Origin of the sequence: Caproiciproducens galactitolivorans (assembly GCF_029266045.1) — a bacterium.
Lineage (GTDB): Bacteria > Bacillota > Clostridia > Oscillospirales > Acutalibacteraceae > Caproiciproducens > Caproiciproducens galactitolivorans.
The window spans coordinates 1-22,108 of sequence record NZ_JAJUFJ010000009.1 but is presented as its reverse complement, the minus strand read 5'-3'; the positions used below and the strand labels follow the sequence as shown (position 1 = coordinate 22,108).

The window sequence follows — 22,108 nt, the reverse complement described above, 5'->3', positions numbered from 1 at the left end:
GGAGTTAAAGATGAAATACATAGAATTTGACGCGAACCGCAAGTTTGACATGACTCTTTTAGGAAGAATTACGATTGATTTTAACCCGGTGGATTACTACATGACGCTGGCGGAAAGCACAACCTTTAAAAAATATCTTGGCGGATCGCCCGCGAATATTGCGGTGGGACTTTCCCGCCTGGGTAAAAAATGCGGTTTCTTCGCTCGCGTTTCCGATGACCGGTTCGGCGATTTTGTAACCGAGTATTTCGAAAAAGAGGGAATTGACACCTCAAGAATCCGCCGTTGCGAACACGGGGAGAAGCTGGGGCTTACCTTTACGGAAATCCTGAGCGAAACCAGCAGCAATATATTAATGTATCGCAACCAGATCGCGGACTTGCAGCTTCGCGTAGACGATATTGATGAGGAATACATAAAACAGAGCAAAGCCCTTTTAATTTCCGGAACGGCATTAGCGGCAAGCCCGTCCCGCGAAGCGGCACTAAAAGCGCTGTTCCTTGCAAAGAAAACCAATACCCCAATCATTTTCGATATTGACTACCGTCCTTACAACTGGGTATCGAAAGAGGATATGGGCATATACTATGCATTTGTTGCTAAGCATGCGGATGTGATTCTGGGTTCCCGGGAAGAATATGATTTGACTGAGCAGTTGATTGAACCCGGCCGTACCGATCCTCAGACAGCGGATTACTGGCATAAGCAAGGCGCCAAGATCGTTGTGATCAAGCACGGAAAAGAAGGCTCCACCGCCTATACCTGCGATGGCCAGAACTTTACGATCAAACCATTCCCCATTAAGATGCTGAAGGGCTTTGGCGGCGGCGACGGCTATGCTTCCGCTTTTCTGTACGGGCTGCTGGAAGGTTGGGAGGTTATCGACAGCCTCGAATTCGGCAGCGCTTCGGCTTCTCTGCTGGTGGCAAGCCATTCCTGCGCCGACGATATGCCCAGCGTGGATAAAGTAAAGAATTATATTGCGGACTGCAAACAAAAATACGGCGAAATGATAGCACGAGCTTAACGGAATTCAGGAAGGAGCGTTATTATGGGCACGATCAGAATGACAATGGCACAAGCGCTTGTGCGTTTTCTGGACAACCAATACATCTGTGTAGACGGGAAGGAAATAAAATTTGTCGAGGGCGTTGCGACGATTTTCGGCCACGGCAATGTTTGCGGGCTTGGTCAGGCGCTTGACCAGAACCGCGGAGCCCTGAAATATTTCCAGGGCAAGAACGAACAGGGCATGGCCCACTTAGCTACTGCATTCGCAAGGCAGAACAATCGGAGAAAAATCATTGCATGCTCTTCCTCCATCGGTCCCGGTGCGGCCAATATGGTGACGGCCGCCGGCTGTGCGACCGTAAACAATATCCCGCTTCTTCTGCTTCCTGGCGACACGTTTGCTACCCGGCAGCCGGATCCGGTATTGCAGCAGGTGGAGCAGCCGAGCAGCCTGACGGTAACGACCAACGACGCGTTTAAGGCCGTCTGCAAATATTGGGACAGAGTGCAAAGGCCGGAGCAGCTGATGACGGCAATGATCAACGCGATGCGCGTTCTGACGGATCCGGCGGAAACCGGTGCGGTCTGCATTGCCCTGCCCCAGGATGTTCAGGGTGAAAGCTACGACTATCCCGATTATTTCTTTAAGAAAAGAGTACACCGCATAACCCGCTCCATTCCATCAAGCGAGGAATTACAGGATGTTGTGGAAGCAGTTGTAACCAGCAAAAAGCCTCTGGTTATCTGCGGCGGCGGCGTAAAATATTCGGAAGCCGGAAAAGCGCTTCTTGATTTCTGTGAAAACTTCAACATTCCGTTTGGCGAGACGCAAGCCGGCAAGAGCGCCTGCCCGTCCGGTTCGGAATATAACCTTGGCGGAATCGGCGTGACTGGCAATCTGGCGGCTAATCAGATCGCGGACAAAGCAGATTTGGTTATCGCGGTCGGTTCCCGTCTTTCCGACTTTACAACCTCTTCCAAATGGCTTTTCAAGAATCCGGATGTCAAGTTCATTACCATCAACGCTTCCAGATTCCACGCATACAAGATGGACGCGATCAAAGCGGTCGGCGACGCGAAGGCTACGCTGGAAGTGCTTACCGAGCTGCTGCGGGAAAGAAATTACCGTTCGGCTTATAAAAATGAAATTCGGGACGCAAAAGCGGCATGGGATAAAGAAATGGAACGTCTGGCTGCGTGCTCCTATGGCGAAAACTTTAAGCCGGAGATTGAAGCCCGCAATCCTGGCAGCATCGAGGAATTTGCAGAGATGACGGGAAGCAGCCTGACACAGACGGCGGCCATCTGTGAAATCCGAAGGACGATCGCCGATGACGCAATCGTGATTGGCGCTTCCGGAAGCCTTCCGGGCGACCTGCAGAGAATGTGGACAACGGATGTGCGCGATTCCTATCATATGGAATACGGCTATTCCTGCATGGGCTATGAAATATCCGGTGCGCTCGGTGTGAAAATTGCGGAGCCGGAGCGCGAGGTTTACGCGATGTGCGGCGACGGAAGCTTCCTAATGCTGCATTCCGAATTCTTCACATCCATTCAGGAGCACCAGAAGATCAATGTCCTTCTGTTTGACAATGCCTCCTTTGGATGCATCAATAACCTTGAAATGGGCAACGGCATTGGGAATCTGGGAACCGAGTTCCGTTACCGCGAAGCTTCGGGTGATTTGACAGGCAGCTTTGTGCCGATTGATTTTGCAAAGATTGCTGAGGGCTACGGCGCGAAAAGCTATACGGTACGCAATCTGGCGGAACTGAAAGCGGCGCTGGAAGACAGCAAAAAGCAGAACGTTTCCACCCTCATTGATATTAAAATTCTGCCGAAAACGATGACACACGATTATCTGTCATGGTGGCATGTCGGAATTGCAAGCACTTCGGAGAAACCTTCCGTTTGCACTGCCTGCGAAAAGAAGAATCAACACCTCGCGCAAGCACGGAAGTATTGATAAACAGGAGGATTTAAAATGTTCGACAAAGAAAAGGTATTTTTAGGGATTGCCCCAATTGCATGGACGAACGACGATATGCCTGATTTAGGGAAGGAAAATTCTTTTGAACAGTGCATCAGCGAAGCCGCTTTGGCCGGCTTTCAGGGAACGGAAGTCGGAAACAAATATCCGCGCGACCCCGATACGCTGAAGGGCTATCTGGAAGTCAGGGGCCTTCGCATTGCGAGCGCATGGTTTAGCTCCTTCCTTACGACAAAGCCGTACGAGGAAACGGAAAAGGAATTCCTTAAGCATCGTGATTTCCTGCACGCAATGGGTGCAAAGGTCATTGTTGTTTCCGAACAGGGGCACAGCATTCAGGGCCAGATGGACACCCCGGTTTTCGACGGCAAATATGTCATGAACGACGAGGAGTGGAAGCTTTTGACCACCGGGCTTGATAAGCTTGGAAAGCTGGCCGCCGAAAAGGATATGAAAGTGGTTTATCACCATCACATGGGTACCGTTGTCCAGACAACAGCGGAAATCGACCGCCTGATGGAAAATACGGATCCGAATCTTGTATACCTTCTGTTTGATTCCGGCCATCTCGTTTATTCCGGTGAAGACGAGCTTGCCATTTTAAAGAAATATATCCATCGCATTAAGCATGTTCATTTGAAGGACATCCGTCCGGAAATTGTGAAACGCGTCAAGGAAGAGAAACTTAGCTTCCTGAAAGCGGTTCGGTTGGGTGCCTTCACAGTACCGGGCGATGGCTGCATTAATTTCAAACCGATATTCGACGTTTTGGAAGAGAACCATTACGAGGGCTGGCTTCTTGTGGAAGCCGAGCAGGATCCTGCAGTAGCAAACCCGTTTGTTTACGCAAAGATGGCGCGTGAATACATCCGGAAGACCGCCGGAATCTGATCTGTATTGTTAATTGGTGTGTTTCAATATAGTATCCGGATTTGAAGGGATCAAAGCGGAGAAAGAGAGATCGAAATATGGATAAAGTAAGGATAGGATCAATCGGATTGGGCCGCTTGGGCGCCCAGCACGCGGAAAACATTGCAACAAAAATTCCAAACGCAGAGCTGGTTGCTCTGTGCGACATGGATACCGTGAAGCTGAAGGAAACAGCGGAACGTTTGCATGTTTCCAAGACGTTTACAGACTTTGATGAAATGATTGCCTGTGACGATATTGACGCAGTCGTCATTGTGTCGCCCTCCGGCCTGCATACGGAGCAAATCGAAAAGGCACTGGCAAAAGGAAAGCATGTTTTTTCGGAAAAGCCCCTTGGCACCACGGTGGAACAATGCATACAGGCGGAAAAAGCAGTTGAGAAATACTCCGGCAAAGTGTTTATGCTTGGCTTTATGCGCCGGTTCGACGATTCCTACCGCTACGCGAAAGCAAAGGTAGACGCGGGTGAGATCGGAAATCCGATTTTATTCCGCGCTTACAGCCAGGATCCGGAGAAATTTATCGAAAGCTCCATTGCTTTTGCGGCGCATAGCGGTGGTGCATTTCTGGATATGGCCGTGCATGACATTGACCTTGCCCGCTGGTTTGTAAAGAGCGAGCCGGAAAGTGTTTATGCAATCGGCGGGTGCTATGCCCATCCGGAATTTGGGAAGTATAACGACGGGGACAATGTTTCCTGCCTGATGAAATTCCAAAACGGAGCAATGGGATTCCTGCTCGCGGGTCGTACCGCTCCGCACGGTTATAATATTGAAACCGAAATCATCGGCACAAAGGGAACCTTACGGATCGGTTCCGTGCCCCAGAAAAATCTGGTCGAGATCATGGATTCCTATGGTGTGCGCAAGGAATGCAGCGAAAATTTCCTTGAGCGTTTCCAACAGTCCTATGTGGAGGAAATGAAGGAATTCGTCGATTGTATTTTAAAGAACCGCAAACCCGACGTAACGGTGTATGACGGCAGACGTGTTTTGGAAATCGCGAATGCATGCAAGAAGTCCTTTGAAACAGGAGAACTGGTGAAAATCTGATTTGGTTTAAATGAATGGTACAAAGTTTCCTTTCGTCGCTTATTCAGACCGTAAATAATCACAAAGTTTCGGCCGGACGGCCGATTCCAACGGGTAGGAGCTTATTTCATGTAAATTGGACACAAGGGTCCTATTACATATTTAAAAAGTATTGAAAGGAGATCACTATGAAAACCAAGAGAATTTTAGCAGCACTAATGGGAGGAATCATGGTCCTAAGCATGGCCGCCTGCAGCGGCTCAAGCGGTTCCAGCACCGCGGCAAGCACAGCGGGCGAGAGTACTGCGGCCAAAGAAACCGCTAGTGCGGGTAAAGACAATTCAAACATCACAATAGGCGTCATTTTAAAGACATTGTCCAGTGAATACTGGGGCTATGTTGCCGCTGGTGTAAAGCAGGCGGAAAAAGACCTGGGTGTTAAAGTCGAATTGCAGGGACCGCCTTCCGAGACTTCTTACAATGAGCAGAGCAACATGATTGAAACCACAATTTCCGCGGGCAAAGTGAACGCGCTTGTTATCGCGCCGCTTCAGCCGGACATGGTGGTAACAAAGTTGCAGGATGCGACAATGCCGATCCTTTTTGTTGACACAGACGCAAACTATGACAAAAAAGTTGCCTTTATTGGAACCAGCAATGAAGCTGCTGCAAAAACAGGCGGCGAATATATTGCAAAGTTAATCGGCAAAGGCAAGAAAGCGGTTCTGATTGGCGGTGTACAGGGCGACACAACCTGCGAAGCCCGTATGAAGGGCTACAGGGAAGGCCTTGAAGCCAACGGCGTTGAGATTCTCGGCATACAGTATGCAAATGCAACGGCGGACAAGGCTGTGCAGGTTATGGAAAACTTCATGCAGACATACCCGCAGATTGATGCCGTCCTCTGCAACAACGACGATATGGCAATGGGCGCACAAAGAGCTGCCGCGCAGGCGGGTCGTGCGGATAAAATGAAGTTCATGGGCTTCGACGGCAATGCAACCAGCGTCCAGAGCATCATCGACGGTAAGGAAACCGCATCGGTTGCTCAGTCCCCGTATGACATGGGTTATCAAGCAGTTGTCAACGCAGTGAAGGCAGCGAAGGGCGAAACAGTTGAAAAGAACATCATTATCGAAACAAAGCTGATCGATTCCTCCAATGCGAAGGAGTACCTGGACAAACTGAACAAAATGTTAGGCAAATAAATATCTCCTCATTGCCTTGGGAAAGTTCCCTGCTGCAAAGCAGGGAACGGATTCCCGGGGAAAAGCAATAGTGATTTCATAATGTGGTAGTGGGATTCGGAAATTTCGATTTCATAGGGAATTATGGATACAATTTATTATCCTTCACAAAAAATTGTTCCATTTTAAGCAACTATACAGAAAGCAAGATCAATATTACTTTGAAAATACTGGATAAGCAGTGCTATCCAAATAATATGGGGAGGACCCTTAGAGACAGGTGAAGCTATGAGTGAATATGTAGTTGAACTGAAAAATGTTACGAAACGCTTCCCCGGTGTAGTAGCGTTAAGGGACATGTCAATTCAGATTAAACCCGGCGAAATTCATGGCCTTATCGGAGAAAACGGTGCGGGCAAGTCCACACTTATCAAAGTGCTGACGGGCGTGCATCCTGCCGATGAAGGAGATATCTACGTCGACGGCGAAAAGAAAATTTTTAAAAACCCAAACGATGCGAAAGCAAATGGAATTGCGTGCGTTTATCAGGAACTGAGTATTGTTAAGCTGCTTTCCATTACTGATAATATATTTATGGGTAATACGGTCAATAAAAAAGGAAGCCCTTTCCTTGATTACGATTATATGCATAAAAAAGCAGCGGAACTGATGGAATCTCTGGGCCAGAAAGTGGATCCCAGAAAGCTGTGCGGTACCCTTGGCGTTGGCGTGCAGCAGATGGTGGAAATCGCAAGGGCAATATCCATTGATACCAAATTGATCATTATGGATGAACCCACGTCCAGTCTAGGAGAAACCGAAGTTAAGCAATTGATGAAGACCGTAAGGATCCTGAAATCCAAAGGGGTTGCCATCCTGTTTGTCTCCCATAAGCTGGAGGAATTGTTTGAGCTGTGCGACCGTGTAACGGTTATGCGCGACGGCGAGCATGTTTTTACGGACGATATCGGTAACATAGACAACGACAGGCTTATTACAGCAATGGTGGGCCGTTCAATGGATAAGCAGTTCCCGAAAATAGAGACCAAACGCGGGTCGGAAGCGCTGCGGGTAGAGCATTTAAGCTCGGCAGGTGTGCTTCATGACGTCAGCTTTACGGCTTACCACGGCGAAATCCTTGGCTTTGCTGGTCTGGTCGGCGCAGGGCGCACGGAAACATTCCGGGCGATTTTCGGGGCGGATCCGATGGACGGTGGGGATATCTACATAGACGGGGAAAAGGTGAAGCTGAAATCCCCGAAGGACGCAATCGCCCATAATATTGCCTTCTTAACGGAAGACAGAGGCAGCCAGGGTCTTGTGCTGGCGATGGACATCCGCACGAACCTGATCCTTGCCAACATGAAGCGGTTCCAGAAGGGGCCGTGGCTTAATAAAAAGATGATCGATCAAGTCGGAGAGGACAATATCAATTCCCTGAAAATTAAGACAACGGGACTTGACGAATCGGTTGCCCAGCTTTCCGGCGGCAACAAACAAAAAGTGGTTATCGGAAAGTGGATCAACACGAGCGCAGATATCTTTATTTTTGACGAGCCTACAAGAGGTATCGACGTCGGCGCGAAAGTGGAAGTTTACAATGTTATGAACAGTCTTGTTAAGGCGGGAAAATGCGTGATTATGATTTCCTCGGAGCTTCCGGAAATTCTCGGGATGAGCGACAGGGTAATCGTTATGCGTTCCGGTCGGATTATGGCGGAAATGGACAACAAGAGCGGTCACTTTAACCAAGAAGACATTATGAAAGCTGCCTGGGGAGGTACATTGGAATGACTAAAGGAAAATTGACTATAAAAGACATTATGGGAAAGTTGGGTTCGCTTCTCGCACTCTTTATTCTGGGAGTGATTTTATCCATCGCAACCCCAAACTTCTTAACCGTCAGCAACCTTTTGAACATATTAAGACAGACAGCGGTAAACAGCCTGATCGCTTCCGGTATGCTGCTTACGTTGATCACAGCCGGTATTGACCTTTCTGTAGGCGCCAACTGTGTGCTTTGTACCTGTGTTATGGGTACGCTGGTCAATAACTTCGGCATGACCAATCCGGTGCTTCTGATTATCATTGGGCTTGCAACCGGCTTGGTAATAGGCCTGTGCAACGGCCTTCTGCTTACAAAGCTGCATTTGCCACATCCATTCGTTTCTACTTTGGGTATGAAAAACGTACTCTGCGGCCTTGCCCTGCTGGTTGTATCCAGCAAAACGGTTGCGGGTTTCCCGGACGGTGTTACCGCCCTTGGCGCAACAAACCTTTTTAAGGTTCCGGGCAAATTTTCCGGCTTCCCGCTTTCCTTTGTTGTTGTAATCCTGCTATTTATCGGATTCCATTTCTTCCTGAACAAGACGGCGCTCGGCAGACAGATTTTCTGCGTGGGCGGCAACCCGGAGGCAACCCGTCTTTCCGGTATTAATTCGGACAACGTTCTGATCTTTGTTTACGCACTTTGCGGCCTGATGAGCGCAATTGCAGGTATCGTGCTGGTTGGCCGTACCGGCGTTGCAAACCCTGCTTCCGCAATTGAGCCGTATGATACCGACGCGATCGCGGCGTGCATTATCGGCGGCGCTTCGTTCATGGGCGGCAAGGGCACCATCTGGGGCACACTAATCGGCGCGGTTCTGATTTCTACAATCCGCAACGGCTTGACCTTACTTGAAGCATCCAGCGATATCCAGTACATCGTAATCGGTCTGGTTATTATTACAGCCGTATTTATCGACGTAACCCGTGGAAGAATGGAAGCAAAGGCAAGACGTTTGGCTGCAAAATAAATTCACAAGGAGAGATACTTATGTTAAACATCGGCATCATCGGCGCCGGAAGAATCGGTAAGGTTCACGGGCAAAGCATTAAATTCCATGTTAAGAACGCTCAGGTGGCCGCGATCGCGGATTCCTTCTGGACGGAAGAGTCAAGGCAATGGGCGAAAGAGATGGGCTTCACCACATACGACGATTACCATAAAATTTTAGAGGACGCTTCCATTGACGCCGTTATGATCTGTTCCTCCACGCAGACACATGCGCCGATTTCCATTGAAGCAATCCGGGCGGGAAAACATGTTTTCTGTGAAAAGCCGGTTTCGAAGGATCTTGGGGAAATCAAGGCGGTTATGCAGGAACTCGAGAAAACCAATTTGAAATACCAGGTCGGTTTCAACCGCAGGTTTGACCATAACTTCCGTGCGGTGAGAGAAGCCGTAACTTCCGGCAAAATCGGAGATCCCCAGATTGTAAAGATTACCTCCCGCGACCCGGACGCGCCTCCGATCGAATATGTAAAGGTATCCGGAGGTATCTTCCTTGACATGACCATCCATGACTTTGATATGGTCCGCTACCTGACCGGCAGCGATGTCGAAGAAATCTACGTCAACGGCGCGGTTCTGGTTGACCCGAGAATCGGGGAAGCCGGCGACATTGATACCGCGATCATTACCATGAAGCTGAAAAACGGCGCGCTTGCCGTAATTGACAATTCCCGCAAGGCGGTTTACGGATATGACCAGCGCGCGGAGGTCTTCGGCTCCAATGGCCAGGTTGCCGTATCAAATGATACGCAGTCCAGCGCGGTAATCAGCACAACCGATGGAATTATTGGGGAGAAGCCGCTGTATTTCTTCCTGGAACGCTATATGGAATCCTTCGCCCGCGAAGTATCGGAATTTACAGAGGCGATTCTTAACGATACTCCGGTGCCTGTAACGGTTGTTGACGGACTTCAGGCGGTTCTGATTGGCATGGCAGCGGGGAAATCCTTTAAAGAGCATCGTCCGGTAAAAGTATCGGAAATTCAATTTTAAGTAAAACAAATTACAGGCTATAAGAAATCTCCCTTTCATAAGGGCGGTTCTTTTAGCCTGTAAATGATTGTGAGGGTATTTTTTATGAGTGATCTTTTTGGTTATCCTATGTTTAACGACGAAGGCGTGAAAGTGCTCACGCGTACAAACGGGGCTCATGCGGACATGATGATGAATATTACCGTGTTTCGCATGGAAGAGGGGAAAACGCTTACTTTTTCCTTCCCCACGGAAGAAATGGCGCTGCTGCTCATTCAGGGCGGAATAAAAATCAGTTGGCAGGGCAAAGACGTGACCGCCGAGCGGTCGGATTTTTTTCGGCAGGGAACAACCTGTATTCATGTTTGCAAAAATGTTCCGGTTACCGTTACTGCAATGAAGGAAAGCGAAATACTGGTACAATCTACGGAAAATGACCGTACCTTCGACAGCGCTCTCTATACGCCGGAAAACTGCGTGGAAGAAACCTTCGGGCAAAGCCAGTTTGAAGGGAAAGCACAACGTACGGTCCGCACCTTCTTTGATTATCATACGGCCCCGTATTCCAATATGGTAATGGGCGAAATTTTGGTCCCGCAGGGCGGCTGGTCAAGCTATCTGCCGCATCATCATCCCCAGCCGGAGGTCTATTATTACCGCTTCGAAAAGCCGCAGGGCTTTGGCGCCTGCTTTATCGGCGATGACGTGTATAAAATCAAAGACGGAAGCTTCTGCGCGATTCCTGGCGGCAAAACGCATCCGCAGGTAAACGCGCCCGGTTATCCGATGTACTACGTATGGATGATTCGCCATTTTGACGGGGATCCCTGGACGGACCGTATTTTCGACCCGGCGCATGCCTGGCTTTTGGGTGAAGGCTGATAGAATGCGGCATGGAAAGGGTATCTGTGCTCTTTTTAAAAAAATCTGATCCGTTACATAAAAGCAATTTTAAAAAGCATACTAAATAAGTAGAAAAACACTTGAAATGAAGCATTCGGTGTGGTATGATATTAGCGTTGAGAGATTGTTATGGTTTTAACAAATAGGTAACAAAAATTTCTAGGAGGAATCAAAATGGCACGTTTCACTTTACCAAGAGACATTTATTTTGGCCCGAATGCCCTTAGTGAACTGAAAAACTTAAAGGGCTATAAGAAAGCCTTTATTGTAACTGGCGGACAGTCGATGAGAAAAACCGGATTTCTGCAGAAGCTGGAAGATGTGTTAAAGGACGCGGGCTTACAGACTCGTATATATGACGGCGTTGAGCCGGATCCGTCGATTGAAAGGGTATACGACGGCGCCAAGGCCATGCGCGAATTTGAGCCGGATGTGATCGTTGCAATCGGCGGCGGTTCACCGATGGACGCTGCGAAAGCAATGTGGGTTTTCTATGAGTATCCGGAAAAAACCTTCGAGGACATCAAGAATCCTTTCACAATGCCGAAGCTGAGAAAGAAAGCCATTTTTGTTGCTGTTCCTTCCACTAGTGGCACAGCTTCCGAAGTTACGGCGTTTTCCGTTATCACGGATTATTCCACCGATATTAAGTACCCGCTTGCTGACTTCGAAATTACGCCGGATATTGCCGTTTTGGATTCCGATATCCCGATGACAATGCCGAAAACGCTGACCGCCCACACAGGGATGGACGCGCTGACCCATGCGATTGAAGCGTATGTTGCCTCCGCGCGTTCCGACTTTTCCGACGCGCTGGCGCTGAAGGCAATTTCAAGCATTTTTGACAATATTCTTGATTCCTACAATGGCGACGCGGAAGCACGCGGGAAAATGCATATTGCACAGTGCCTTGCCGGTATGGCGTTCTCAAATGCCCTGCTCGGTATTGCGCACAGCCTTGCGCATAAGACCGGCGCGGTATTCCACATTCCGCACGGCTGCTGCAACGCAATTCTGCTGCCGAATGTAATCCAGTACAACTCCAGAGTCTGCATGGAAAGATATGCGCAGATTGCCAGAGAAATCGGCCTTCCGGGCGCAACGGACAAGCAGCTTACCAACGCGCTGGTGGAAGCGATCCGCGAGCTGAACAAGAAGCTGAATATCGCTCAGACCTACAAGGACAACGGCGTAAAAGAAGAAGACTTTAAGGCGCACTGCCAGTCCATTGCGGAAAACGCTGTGGGCGATCCCTGCACGGCTTCCAACCCGAGAGAAACAAACGCCGAAAATATGCTTAAGGTACTTACCTGCGCATATTATGGGGAAGACGTTAACTTCTAAATTTTCTGTTTTTTTCGAATTCCATTTCTTAGAGGAAGCGCCCGGCATAAGCCGGGCGCTTTTTGCATATAGGGCCGTCCCGTACGATTTGTATGGGATGGCCTGTTTTTTGTAATTCCAAAACTTCCGGCTGCTGCGCTCTCTTCCGTGTCGCCCCCTTCCGCACCGAAATGCTTTCGGTTTTTACCTTGCTTTCCGTGCGTGCAGGGGGGGGATTATTTATAATCACGGAAATGAAAGTAAAGAAAATTACAGCATTCCATGGTATTAAAAAATTGCGGAACAAAAATATTTATAAAAAAATTAAAAAATTCACTTCTTTTAAATTTGTGACTGGGGCGTGACCGAAACATAATATAATCTTTTCAAAGAAGTTTACAAAATTATACAATTTTTTTAGTAATTTATGGAATACTATGTTTTCATACCGAAGGAAAAGGAGCGGTGGCTAAATGAACGCAATGAAAAAAATTCAGCTACGCACAACCTCGCTGGTTCTGGAATTAGCAATACTTGTGGGCTGCTTTTACTGTAAGGGAGGGTTGAATGCATTTGGTTCCGCTTTGGATTCCAAGCACGATTCCGGTCATCCGGCTCCAATTGTTTACGACACGGGCAAACCCGAACAGGTTACAATGCATAAAACCGTGGACAGCGCAGCGGATCGCGTTTTCGATATCCATCTGGGAGTGGAAGCAAGGAAACAGATTGTATCGGAAAAGATTCCCTGCGATATTGTATTAGTGCTTGACCGCTCCGGCAGTATGGAAGATCCGATGGATGCCGGAAAATTGAAGCCTGTAAGCGGCGTCCCGACAGATCACAGCAAAATGTATTACGTGAATGTGTCGCAAGAGCGTCATCTTGCGAAGTATGAAAATGGAGCATGGTACTATTATTCTCCGGAATATAATAATTCTTTCCGTTGGGTAAAGCTTAATAAGCCCAACCGCTATCAATTTTATGAAGGAGATTCGAAAATTGCTTCTTTGAAGTCGGCCGCGAAAACATTCGTCAGCCAGGTTGCCGCTTCTTCACCGGACAGCCGCATCGGAGTGGTTGCTTTTGGAAGCAACGCCGTTTTCGCTTCCAATCGGGGCAGCCGTTATCTGCTTAGAACGGGAGAGGAAAAGTCGCTGAAAGCGATTAATGACGGAATTGATAAAATTGAGATTGGCGGTGCGACCGCATCGGATTATGCCTTTTCTTATGCCCAGGATTTGTTGAAAAATGAAGCATGGTGGGAAGATGTTCCAACAGAGGATAACCGCAGAAAGATTGTGGTGTTTTTTACGGACGGCGAGCCGAATCATTCGAACGGTTTCGATCAGGATGTAGCGGATAAAACCATTTACGCGGCGGATCAGCTGAAAAGCGACTTCGATGCGATTATCTACTCGATCGGCGTATTTGGTGATCTTTCCGGTTCCCGTTTGAAGAAGGTAACGGGCTTTATGGAGGACGTTGCCTCTGAGGATAAAAATACGGGAGAAAAGCTGTATTACCCGGTTGTGGGCATGGAGACCATCGGGGATGCGTTTAACAAAGTCCAGGAAACGGTTGGCGGGCTTGCCGGCGTACAGGTTCGGGATTATATTGACAACCGTTTTTCGCTGGTTTTAAGTACCCTTCCAAAAGGCGCGACGGTTCATAAGGATGAGCATGGACAGTATATTTGCTGGTCCGGTTTGACAATTGACAATGACCACCTGTTTTCGAAAACCTTCCAGGTGCGTGCAAAGAATTCGACCGGTGGAAAGGACTATATCCCCACCAATCAGGCAGAATTCTCAGGGGTGTATTCCGACGGGGAGCTGTTGTATCAATTCCCGGAACCAAAGGTTCGTATTGATAAAGTACCGGCAACGGCCGGCCTGACCGCTACGAAAACCTCGAAGCTGAAGGATTGGGACGCGCGAAAATATCAAATCGACTTGACCGCGACGGCACAATCAGAAACAGAGGAGATCGAGAGCGACCCTTGTGACATTGTTATGGTTCTAGACTGCTCCGGAAGCATGGCATGGCATATGTATTCTCCGGAAAACGACCCGGATACTTCCAAGTCCTATTTCATTTACCGAAGCGGTGCAAATGCTACGGAATGTCATTATCAGCTTGTGCAATACTGCAAAAAAGGCTGGTACCAATATCAAGATTATTGGCGGTATCATGACCGGGATGGCTGGTATTATGATGACTATTCCGGCAACGTAAGGGTAACGCCGGCCGTCGACGGCGACGGGGCGCTCAATCAATATCAGTTCTTTACACAGGAATCGCAGACAAGAATAGAAGCCTTGAAATCCGCGGCAAATACTTTTGTCAGCAATGTCCTGAAGAAGTCGCCGGGCAGCCGTATTGCGGTGGTTTCCTATTCAAATGAGAAGGATACCAAGAACCTTACCGATGGTTTGGTTTTGGTTTCCGATACGGATTCGGATAAAATCGGAGCCGCGATAAACGGGCTGAGCGCCGGGGGCTCCACTTATTCCAACAAGGGCCTTGAGGAAGCAAGGAATATTTTTGATACCGACGAGGTTGCGTCAGACAATAAACGGATGGTTATTCTGTTTACCGACGGCGAGCCGGGTTACAGCGGGTTTGATTCTTATGACGGTTACAAAACGGCTGCCGCAACCATCGACCAGGCGGAAATCCTGAAAGGAAATAAAGGCGAGGAAATAATCAGCCACACGTATTTCAATGATTTTCAGAGTGATAAAGCGGCCAGCGGGCTCGGCTGTGGGGCAACGGTTTACACGATCGGCGTGTTTTCCGGAGTTACCGGGGGGAGAAAGGCTTTGGACGATGAATGTATGAGCCGGATCGCCTCTTATAAAGAAGGCTCCAAAACAGAAAAGCTCTATTATTCAGCAAGCAATACCGCCGCTTTGGAGAATATTTTCACCGTTATATCGCAGGAAATCGGAAATATCTCCAATGCTACGATTACCGATGTGCTTGACCCGCGGTTTGATTTATGCGACGAAGTAGGAAACGTGCTTTCCAGAAGCGGAAAGCATGCGGTATACGGCGCACAGGCTTCGTATGATGCAGACCAGGGTTGTTGGCAGATTACGTGGAGCGGCACTTCGATCGGAGTCGGCACATGGGAGAATAACAAATTAACCGCTCCCGGCTGGCAGCAGTCTATTCAGATTCAGGCAAAAAATGAGTTTATAGGCGGAAATGATATTCCGACCAATATCCCCTCCATGTCGAAAATAACAATCGATGGCGATTCAAAGCTCTTCGGAAAGAAATCGCCGACAGTCAATGTGAAGCCGGTTTTCTATGCGGGCAATGATCACACAATTATTTTCCGCGGGGAAAATGTACCGGATGTCCAAATCGATCCTTATAAAGTGCCCGGGCAGGATCTGTTCTGCGGCCAAGAGGAAACAGGGGCTTTCCGTTATCAATGGTATAAAGTGGCATGGGAGAATAATTCGTGGGTTCAGAAGGATGCCCTCGGCGTTTCTTCTGATTCACCCGCTTTCCCGTCTGGAATCACACCCGACGACAGCGCGGACTATATGCTTGCCGTGACCTTCTATCCTTCCAGTAACGGCGCGGATTCCAAGGAAAACTGTACGGATGTGGGCCATCCCAGCGGTCGGGTTGCGCAAAACACCCTGAATACGACGGTTTTGACCGATAAAACGGCACCCAACGGAATCTATGCTGTTCAGGTAGTGAAAGGGCAGCTTCAAATCAGCAAAACGGTCAATGACAAATATCCTGCTCCGGACAGCGTCAAAGCAAAGCAGAGCTTTGTATTCCGGGTTGAACGCCGGAACCATCTGGATGACCCGAAGCCGGCGGAGACCTTCTACGAAGTGATAACTCTGTCCGGTAATGACCTTTCTGCAAGCAAGACCATCACCGGATTGAAAAAGGGTTTCTATAAGGTAACGGAAGAAACCGGGGACGCATGGCGCTATACCCTGAGTTCTGTTGTGAACAACGATCCGGAGAGCAGGCAAAACAAAGATATGCTGTATATCGGCAGAGAGGAAGCTCCCCAGTCGTCGGCACAAAAGGCTTATTTCGGCGCCGCTCCCAATTCCTATGGGGTACCGGAAAAACAGGCGGAAATCGAGTTCTTCAATCATCTTAAAAACGGCAAATGGCTCGGTGATACAACCGTAAAGGTGAATACGGTTCATCCCGCCGGATAAATCTCCGCAGGGGTAAATCAAGGAAACGATTACGGAGGATAACGTGAAAAAAGCATCAAAGATATTCGATAAAATTTTCTCTGCCATTGCCCTGCTGATCGTGCTGGCTGCGGCTGTCATCGTCGCGGGCCCCAGAATCATCGGTTGGCAGCCGTTTGAAGTGCTCAGCGGGAGCATGGAGCCAACGTATCCCGTCGGCAGCGTCATTTATGTGAGCAAGGCCGACCCGCAAAGTGTGAAGGTAAACGATCCAATTACCTTTTATCTGAGCGACGGTACGACGGTTGTTACGCACCGTGTAATAAAAATTGACGCAGAAAACCAGTTGTTTTACACGAAGGGCGATGCCAATAAAGATGCGGACGCAGGGCCCACGCCCTACTCACGTCTGATTGGAAAACCGCGGTTTTTCATTCCGGGCATGGGATTTTTTACCTCTTATGTAAATACCCCAAGGGGCCGGATTATAACGGCAACGGCTTTGGTGTGCTTGGTCATCATCGCTTTCCTTCCCGGTCTGCTTATGAAGATCGGCCGTAAAGAAAGCAATACCAAAGCTGACAATCGGTCCAAGGAGGGATAATGATGAAATTTCGTATTAAAAAATTCACTTCGAAGATTTCTTCCCTTTCCATTGCGCTGGTTCTCGTTTGCACGATCGCCGCAGGCGGTACAACAGCCTATATGCTGGCGAAAACAGGTTCAAAGACCAATACGTTTATTAAAGGGGACGCGAATATCGAAGTCAGCGAACCGGGGGATGGGAACTATACCCTTGACTGGAACAACCGGATCGCCAAGGAAGTTTATGTTACAAATGACAACAAAACAACGACGAATGCGATTCCGGTTTACGTCCGCGTAAGGCTGGTGCCGATTGTCAGGGATGCGGATGGAAACGGAACCGGTGATTCGGTACAAGTGGAATATCCGGATCTGAACACGGCCAATTGGGAACAGCATGGCGATTATTATTACTATAAAGGTGTCCTGCAACCCGGAGAAACCACAAAGGCTTTGATCAAAACAGCATGGATTAAGGACGGAATCCCCTCCGGTAAAACGGTGGAGATTCAAGTAATCGCTGATTCGATTCAAACGGTTGGCGGCGTTTCGAAAGAAGCGTGGGGGTTGCTTTACGGCAACGGCACTTGGCACTCTTAATTTTGTTAGTCTGCTGAGCATTCAGCTTAATAAATATCCATTATAATTTTTAGGAGGATAATGAAAATGCAGAAGAAACTTGTAATCGGTTTAACATCCCTTGCTCTTACGGCGGCGGTTGCTGTAGGAGGAACCATGGCTTTGATGACAGCGAAAACAAATGAGGCGAACAACGTTTTCACCGTCGGCGGCGGGGCAAACGGCCTTACAGGCGAATTAAAGGAGCCTCTTTTCGACCACGTTAATTTCTCGGTAAACCCGGAAAAGATTCCCGACGGTCATGTGATGGGCTCCACCATGGCGACCAATTTTACAGCGGGCACGGTCATTGACAAAGATCCGGCTGTTTTGAACACAACCACCCCGGATACAACGCCGAATAAGCCCGATGATCAGAAATCTTCCACGGCATGGGTAGCAATTAAGCTCGAATATACCGGCGAAGCGAACTCCTATGCGGCAATCGACAAATTTGCAGAGATTGCATTCAATACGCAGGACTGGGTAGCAAAGGATTCCACCAATACCGTTTTCTTTTACAAGGTTCCTCTTGCTGCGGGTCAGAAAACAACTCCGCTGTTTAGCAATGTTACGATTGATAGAGACGCGATCGGCCAGAGCAACCAGGCTGCGGATCTTACCAAGCTTATGAAGAGCTTTAACATCAAGGCCACCGGTTATATGGTTCAGCGCGCAAATGTAGCGGATCTGGAAGCTGCCAAAACAGCATTCCATGATGCATACGGCATCTAAACACGGCGGATTTTGAACGGCGCGGGCGTCTGCCCCGCGCTCCCTGGGAGGGACGAGAATGAACAAAAAAATAGCCATTATGATGACCTCGGTCATAGTCGCGGGGGCAATGGCCGTCGGATCGACGCTCGCTTATTTTACCGACAAGGGTACGGCAACGAATATTGTAACGATGGGCGATGTACGTATCAAACTGACGGAAACGAAAAATGGAGATCCGGTGGAGTCGGGGTTAACATTTAATAATGTTATGCCCAAGGACGTTATTGCAAAGGATCCAACGATTAGCAATATCGGGGACCACGACGCGTATATCCGCTGCAAAATCAACATTAACCAAGGATCGGATAATGTGGCTGCGTTAACGGATGAACAAAAGCAGCAGGTGCTGGACGGCCTTAATATCGATAAGCAGTACCTCGACGGTGACCCTTCTAAGCCCGCATGGGTACTGAATCCAGCCGATGGCTATTACTATTATCAAAAAGTGTTGCCGAAAAAGACAGAACAGGGATCCGTTTCCGTGAATTTCTTCACACAGTTTACGGTACCGGAAAAATGGGGCAATGAAATGGCCGGTAAAACATTTACCATCGGCATTACCGCAGAAGCCATTCAGGCGGATAATTTCGCTCCGCATAAAACAGGCTCTGTGATAGACGGTTGGAAATATACCGATAGCACCGATGTTCCGGTTATGTCTGCGCCGGCCTCAAATCTTGTGTAACCCATAAAATGCAACGTGGAAAAGCGGAGAAACCGGCTGCCATGTTAAAGAGGGAATGCTGCAATGAATAGCAATATAATAAGAAAATGGAATCGGATTGCACTCATCTCAATAGCAGTTGCGGCCCTAACGGTCTGCAGCTCACTTACTGCTTTTGCCGCGGCTGCAACTTCGCCGATAAAGGTGATTTACAGCGGAAACAGTACGGCATCCCAGAGTGTTTCCGTAAATCCTACGGTTTTAAACACATTTACCGATCTGATGCCCGGTCAGACAACGGATCGGCAGGATATTCTCATTCAAAACAACAGCAGCCAGAAGATTCAGGTGTATTTTCACGCGGATCCTACAGCGAATATTTCCAATCAGGAGATCTCCAAGAAGCTTCTGGATACATTAATCTTGAAGATCACGTTTAAGCTGGATGATAACACAGCGGAGCAAACGCTGTATGAGGGTCCTGCCTCCGGAAAAACGGGTACGAAGGATATTGTCACCAACCCGATTGCACTAGGATATGTTTACGGAAATTCAACCTCCGGCGTTATTTCCGCAACATTAACGGTTCCCCAGACCATGGGGAATCAATTCCAAAAAGCCTTAGCGAAAATTGCATGGAACATTCAATTTGATGTTCCGTCGCCCAGCAGCAACACTCCAGGCGGTGGCGGCGGTGGTGGACACGGCGGTTACGGTGGCGGTGGAACGGAACCGGTCGCGGTGCCGGAAAATGAGAGCATTGACCCGGATTCTATTCCCCATACGGGTCCGGAATCCTCTTCCCCGTCATCGTCGGCGGTGGAGATAATCGGCAATGACGATATCCCGCTTTCCCACCCGCCAAAGACAGGAGAAAACGCTTTTTATCTTTGGCTGGTTGTGATTGCTGCACTAACTGCCGCGATGGTTTTTCTTATTACAAGAAGAAAGATAAAATCGCAAACCAAATAAAACGAGAAATAAGCCTCTGTTATGGATTCAATCCGTAACAGAGGTTTTTCTTGTATAACGAAAACTCCCAGATATGCCGGGAGTTCAAAAAAGCTTTCGCGGCGACCCAAAATGCGAGCTAAATCTTTTCCGCAATCCTCTTGTTTCGGTTTCAAAGCAAAAATAAGCATCTTCCACGAAACGAGAAGGGCTTTGGCAGGCAGCGGCGCAGCCCCCTCCCGTATGAATCCCCTTCCGCACCGAGGTGCTTTCGATTTTTACCTTGCTTTGTGTACGGGAGAAGGAGGTAGTAGGAGAGCAAGAATTGTTGCAAGTGTAAGCCCTCTAAGCGTCTTGAGACGCCGCCAGTAAAACAGGGCTTTGCTCGCATAGGAACCCCGGCTGTGTGGGGGTAACTCATCATTAATTTTAGCACTCTAAATCTTAGAGTGCTAAAATTAATAATTCTGTAATAAATCGTATAATAATTTTTCATAAACATAAGATATAGTATGAACTGTAAAAGGGAGCAAGGCTCCCGGACAGTAATTCAGTTTTTAGGAGGTTTTGATTATGTTTGATTTAATGCCGTTTGGACGTAGGGAAAACAGCTTATTCAATTACATTGATAATATGGAGAAAAACTTCTTTGGCGATTTCGCGCGGAGTTTTTCGACCTTCCGTACCGATGTAATTGATGAGGGCGACCGCTATGTGCTCAAAGCAGAGCTGCCGGGATTCAATAAAGAAGATATCAAGATTGATATTGAAGGCAGTTATTTGACAGTAAGCGCACAGCACAGCGACGATACCGAGGAGAAGAGAGAGAATTACGTACGCAGGGAACGCAGATACGGCTCATTCGCCCGCAGCTTTGATATTTCCGATATCAAGAGCAATGAGATTACAGCGGAATACACAAATGGGATCCTTTCACTCAATCTTCCGAAAAAGGAAGGAACTGTGCCGGAGAGCCGCAGAATCGAAATCAAGTAATCCATTCATCAATGAAAAGGACCGCTTGAATGAAAATTCAAGCGGTCCTTTTCATTGTACCGCGAAAACTCCCGGCTGCGCGGGAAGCGTTCTTTTAAACGGTTAAAATATTAAGCGCGCGGTTTTTATTTGTTATACGCACTTCGCGCAACGAACCCCCGAATTCGCCGTCGAGCGTCCATGGAATATCGGTTTCGGATACAATATGCAGTTTATCCGTTTTAAAGGTGTAAATAAAATTGCTGTCTGCTTCCTGATGAAGAAGGGAATTGATAATCATTTGGCGCTCAATCAGGTTTTTTGCGCTTTTCACCAGCGTAACTTCAAACAGACCGTCATCCATGAAAATATCCTTTTTATTGTTTATCTGGAACCCGCCCACCGAAGAAGAATTCGTAATCATACCGAATGTAAAATCGTCTTCAATTGAGCCCCCGGAGTGTTCGACGAGGATATGATACGATTTTATATTGGGGAGCTGTTTGATCCCTTCTAAAATATAGGCGATCCGACCCAATATATTTTTGGCCTGCTGCGGCGTTTGATAGGAAACTTCTGTAAAAGCGCCGAAAGCCGCGACATAGGTGAAATACTTCTCGTTAAACAAACCAATGTCACAGGCAAAGACAGAACCGTTCATAATTTCCTCCGCGGCTTCAAGGGGATTTCTTGAAAGACCGAGGCTTGCGGCAAAGTCATTTACCGTTCCGCCTGGAATATATCCGAAAAGCGGGCGGGATTTCAATTTCATATATTCGTTCACGGCTTGGTTCAGAGTGCCGTCCCCGCCGCAGCATACGATCAGATCATATTGTTCGTCGTCCTCCTTCAAATTATTTTCGGACGGGTGCGTTGTGCGGGTGGTGACAGAAAAACATTTTTTTGTAAATAAATCAATGATGTCCAGCAGGTAATTTCGGATTTCCGATTTTCCGGCATGCGGGTTAATAAGAAAGAGTATCTTTTTCTTCATTTCAATCACCTGTTCTCTCTGTTGCCCATTATTTTAGAGTCTGTTAACACAAAAAATTGCATCTATAATCATAGCGAAATAGATGAAACCACAGAACATAATATCAAGTTTATCATAACGCGTAAAAATTCTTCGAAAACGTTTTAGGCGAAGAAAATAACGTTCAATTTCATT

The 22,108-nt window shown here is 48.0% G+C and carries 18 protein-coding genes; 17 read left to right on the top strand and 1 reads right to left on the bottom strand.

The annotated features are described in order from the left end of the window. Positions 1-10 precede the first annotated feature (10 nt). The 17 genes from iolC to P9B68_RS07650 all read left to right on the top strand — a co-directional run bounded on the left by iolC (position 11) and on the right by P9B68_RS07650 (position 20,961). The gene (gene iolC, locus P9B68_RS07730) at positions 11-1,027 is read left to right on the top strand and encodes a 5-dehydro-2-deoxygluconokinase (protein WP_135656456.1); all 1,017 of its coding nucleotides are present in this window, start codon (positions 11-13) and stop codon (positions 1,025-1,027) included. 24 nt (positions 1,028-1,051) lie between these two features. After that, positions 1,052-2,980, top strand: a complete 1,929-nt coding sequence (gene iolD, locus P9B68_RS07725) for a 3D-(3,5/4)-trihydroxycyclohexane-1,2-dione acylhydrolase (decyclizing) (protein ID WP_277668807.1) — start codon at positions 1,052-1,054, stop codon at positions 2,978-2,980. Between the two features lie 18 nt (positions 2,981-2,998). Beyond that, on the top strand, positions 2,999-3,895 hold the full coding sequence (gene iolE / locus P9B68_RS07720) for a myo-inosose-2 dehydratase (RefSeq protein WP_135656460.1): 897 nt from the start codon (positions 2,999-3,001) through the stop codon (positions 3,893-3,895). 77 nt (positions 3,896-3,972) lie between these two features. Beyond that, positions 3,973-4,986: an inositol 2-dehydrogenase gene (gene iolG, locus P9B68_RS07715; RefSeq protein WP_135656462.1), complete on the top strand. Its 1,014-nt coding sequence runs from the start codon at positions 3,973-3,975 to the stop codon at positions 4,984-4,986. A gap of 167 nt (positions 4,987-5,153) precedes the next feature. Then, positions 5,154-6,173 carry a sugar ABC transporter substrate-binding protein gene (locus tag P9B68_RS07710; RefSeq protein WP_135656464.1) on the top strand — a complete coding sequence of 340 codons (1,020 nt, stop codon included), beginning with the start codon at positions 5,154-5,156 and terminating at the stop codon, positions 6,171-6,173. Between the two features lie 267 nt (positions 6,174-6,440). Then, complete coding sequence (locus P9B68_RS07705) at positions 6,441-7,946, top strand: sugar ABC transporter ATP-binding protein (protein WP_135656466.1); 1,506 nt, start codon at positions 6,441-6,443, stop codon at positions 7,944-7,946. Continuing rightward, the gene (locus P9B68_RS07700) at positions 7,943-8,950 is read left to right on the top strand and encodes an ABC transporter permease (protein WP_135656468.1); all 1,008 of its coding nucleotides are present in this window, start codon (positions 7,943-7,945) and stop codon (positions 8,948-8,950) included. The genes P9B68_RS07705 and P9B68_RS07700 overlap by 4 nt, the downstream gene beginning before the upstream one ends. A 20-nt stretch (positions 8,951-8,970) precedes the next feature. Then, positions 8,971-9,981 carry an inositol 2-dehydrogenase gene (gene iolG / locus P9B68_RS07695; protein ID WP_135656470.1) on the top strand — a complete coding sequence of 337 codons (1,011 nt, stop codon included), beginning with the start codon at positions 8,971-8,973 and terminating at the stop codon, positions 9,979-9,981. An 84-nt stretch (positions 9,982-10,065) separates the two neighbouring features. Next, entirely contained in the window at positions 10,066-10,842 is a 777-nt protein-coding gene (locus P9B68_RS07690; protein WP_135656472.1) for a 5-deoxy-glucuronate isomerase, read from the top strand. Positions 10,843-11,037: 195 nt separating this feature from the next. Continuing rightward, positions 11,038-12,207 carry an iron-containing alcohol dehydrogenase gene (locus P9B68_RS07685; protein WP_135656475.1) on the top strand — a complete coding sequence of 390 codons (1,170 nt, stop codon included), beginning with the start codon at positions 11,038-11,040 and terminating at the stop codon, positions 12,205-12,207. 452 nt (positions 12,208-12,659) lie between these two features. Beyond that, positions 12,660-16,391: a vWA domain-containing protein gene (locus P9B68_RS07680; RefSeq protein WP_277668806.1), complete on the top strand. Its 3,732-nt coding sequence runs from the start codon at positions 12,660-12,662 to the stop codon at positions 16,389-16,391. 43 nt (positions 16,392-16,434) lie between these two features. After that, positions 16,435-16,974, top strand: coding sequence for a signal peptidase I (locus P9B68_RS07675; protein ID WP_167875109.1), 540 nt, complete (start codon positions 16,435-16,437; stop codon positions 16,972-16,974). Positions 16,975-16,976: 2 nt separating this feature from the next. Further along, complete coding sequence (locus P9B68_RS07670; RefSeq protein WP_135656481.1) at positions 16,977-17,555, top strand: hypothetical protein; 579 nt, start codon at positions 16,977-16,979, stop codon at positions 17,553-17,555. Positions 17,556-17,621: 66 nt separating this feature from the next. Then, entirely contained in the window at positions 17,622-18,308 is a 687-nt protein-coding gene (locus P9B68_RS07665; protein WP_135656483.1) for a hypothetical protein, read from the top strand. Between the two features lie 58 nt (positions 18,309-18,366). Then, positions 18,367-19,035, top strand: a complete 669-nt coding sequence (locus tag P9B68_RS07660) for a SipW-dependent-type signal peptide-containing protein (protein WP_135656485.1) — start codon at positions 18,367-18,369, stop codon at positions 19,033-19,035. Between the two features lie 63 nt (positions 19,036-19,098). Beyond that, positions 19,099-19,986 (top strand): LPXTG cell wall anchor domain-containing protein, encoded by an 888-nt coding sequence (locus P9B68_RS07655; RefSeq protein ID WP_135656487.1) that lies wholly within the window; start codon positions 19,099-19,101, stop codon positions 19,984-19,986. Between the two features lie 552 nt (positions 19,987-20,538). Then, a complete protein-coding gene (locus P9B68_RS07650; protein WP_135656489.1) occupies positions 20,539-20,961 on the top strand; it encodes an Hsp20/alpha crystallin family protein in 423 nt (140 codons plus the stop codon). Positions 20,962-21,055: 94 nt separating this feature from the next. Here P9B68_RS07650 and P9B68_RS07645 read toward each other — a convergent pair whose 3' ends face one another. Then, positions 21,056-21,934 carry a diacylglycerol/lipid kinase family protein gene (locus tag P9B68_RS07645; protein WP_135656491.1) on the bottom strand — a complete coding sequence of 293 codons (879 nt, stop codon included), beginning with the start codon at positions 21,932-21,934 and terminating at the stop codon, positions 21,056-21,058. Between the last annotated feature and the right edge of the window lie 174 nt (positions 21,935-22,108).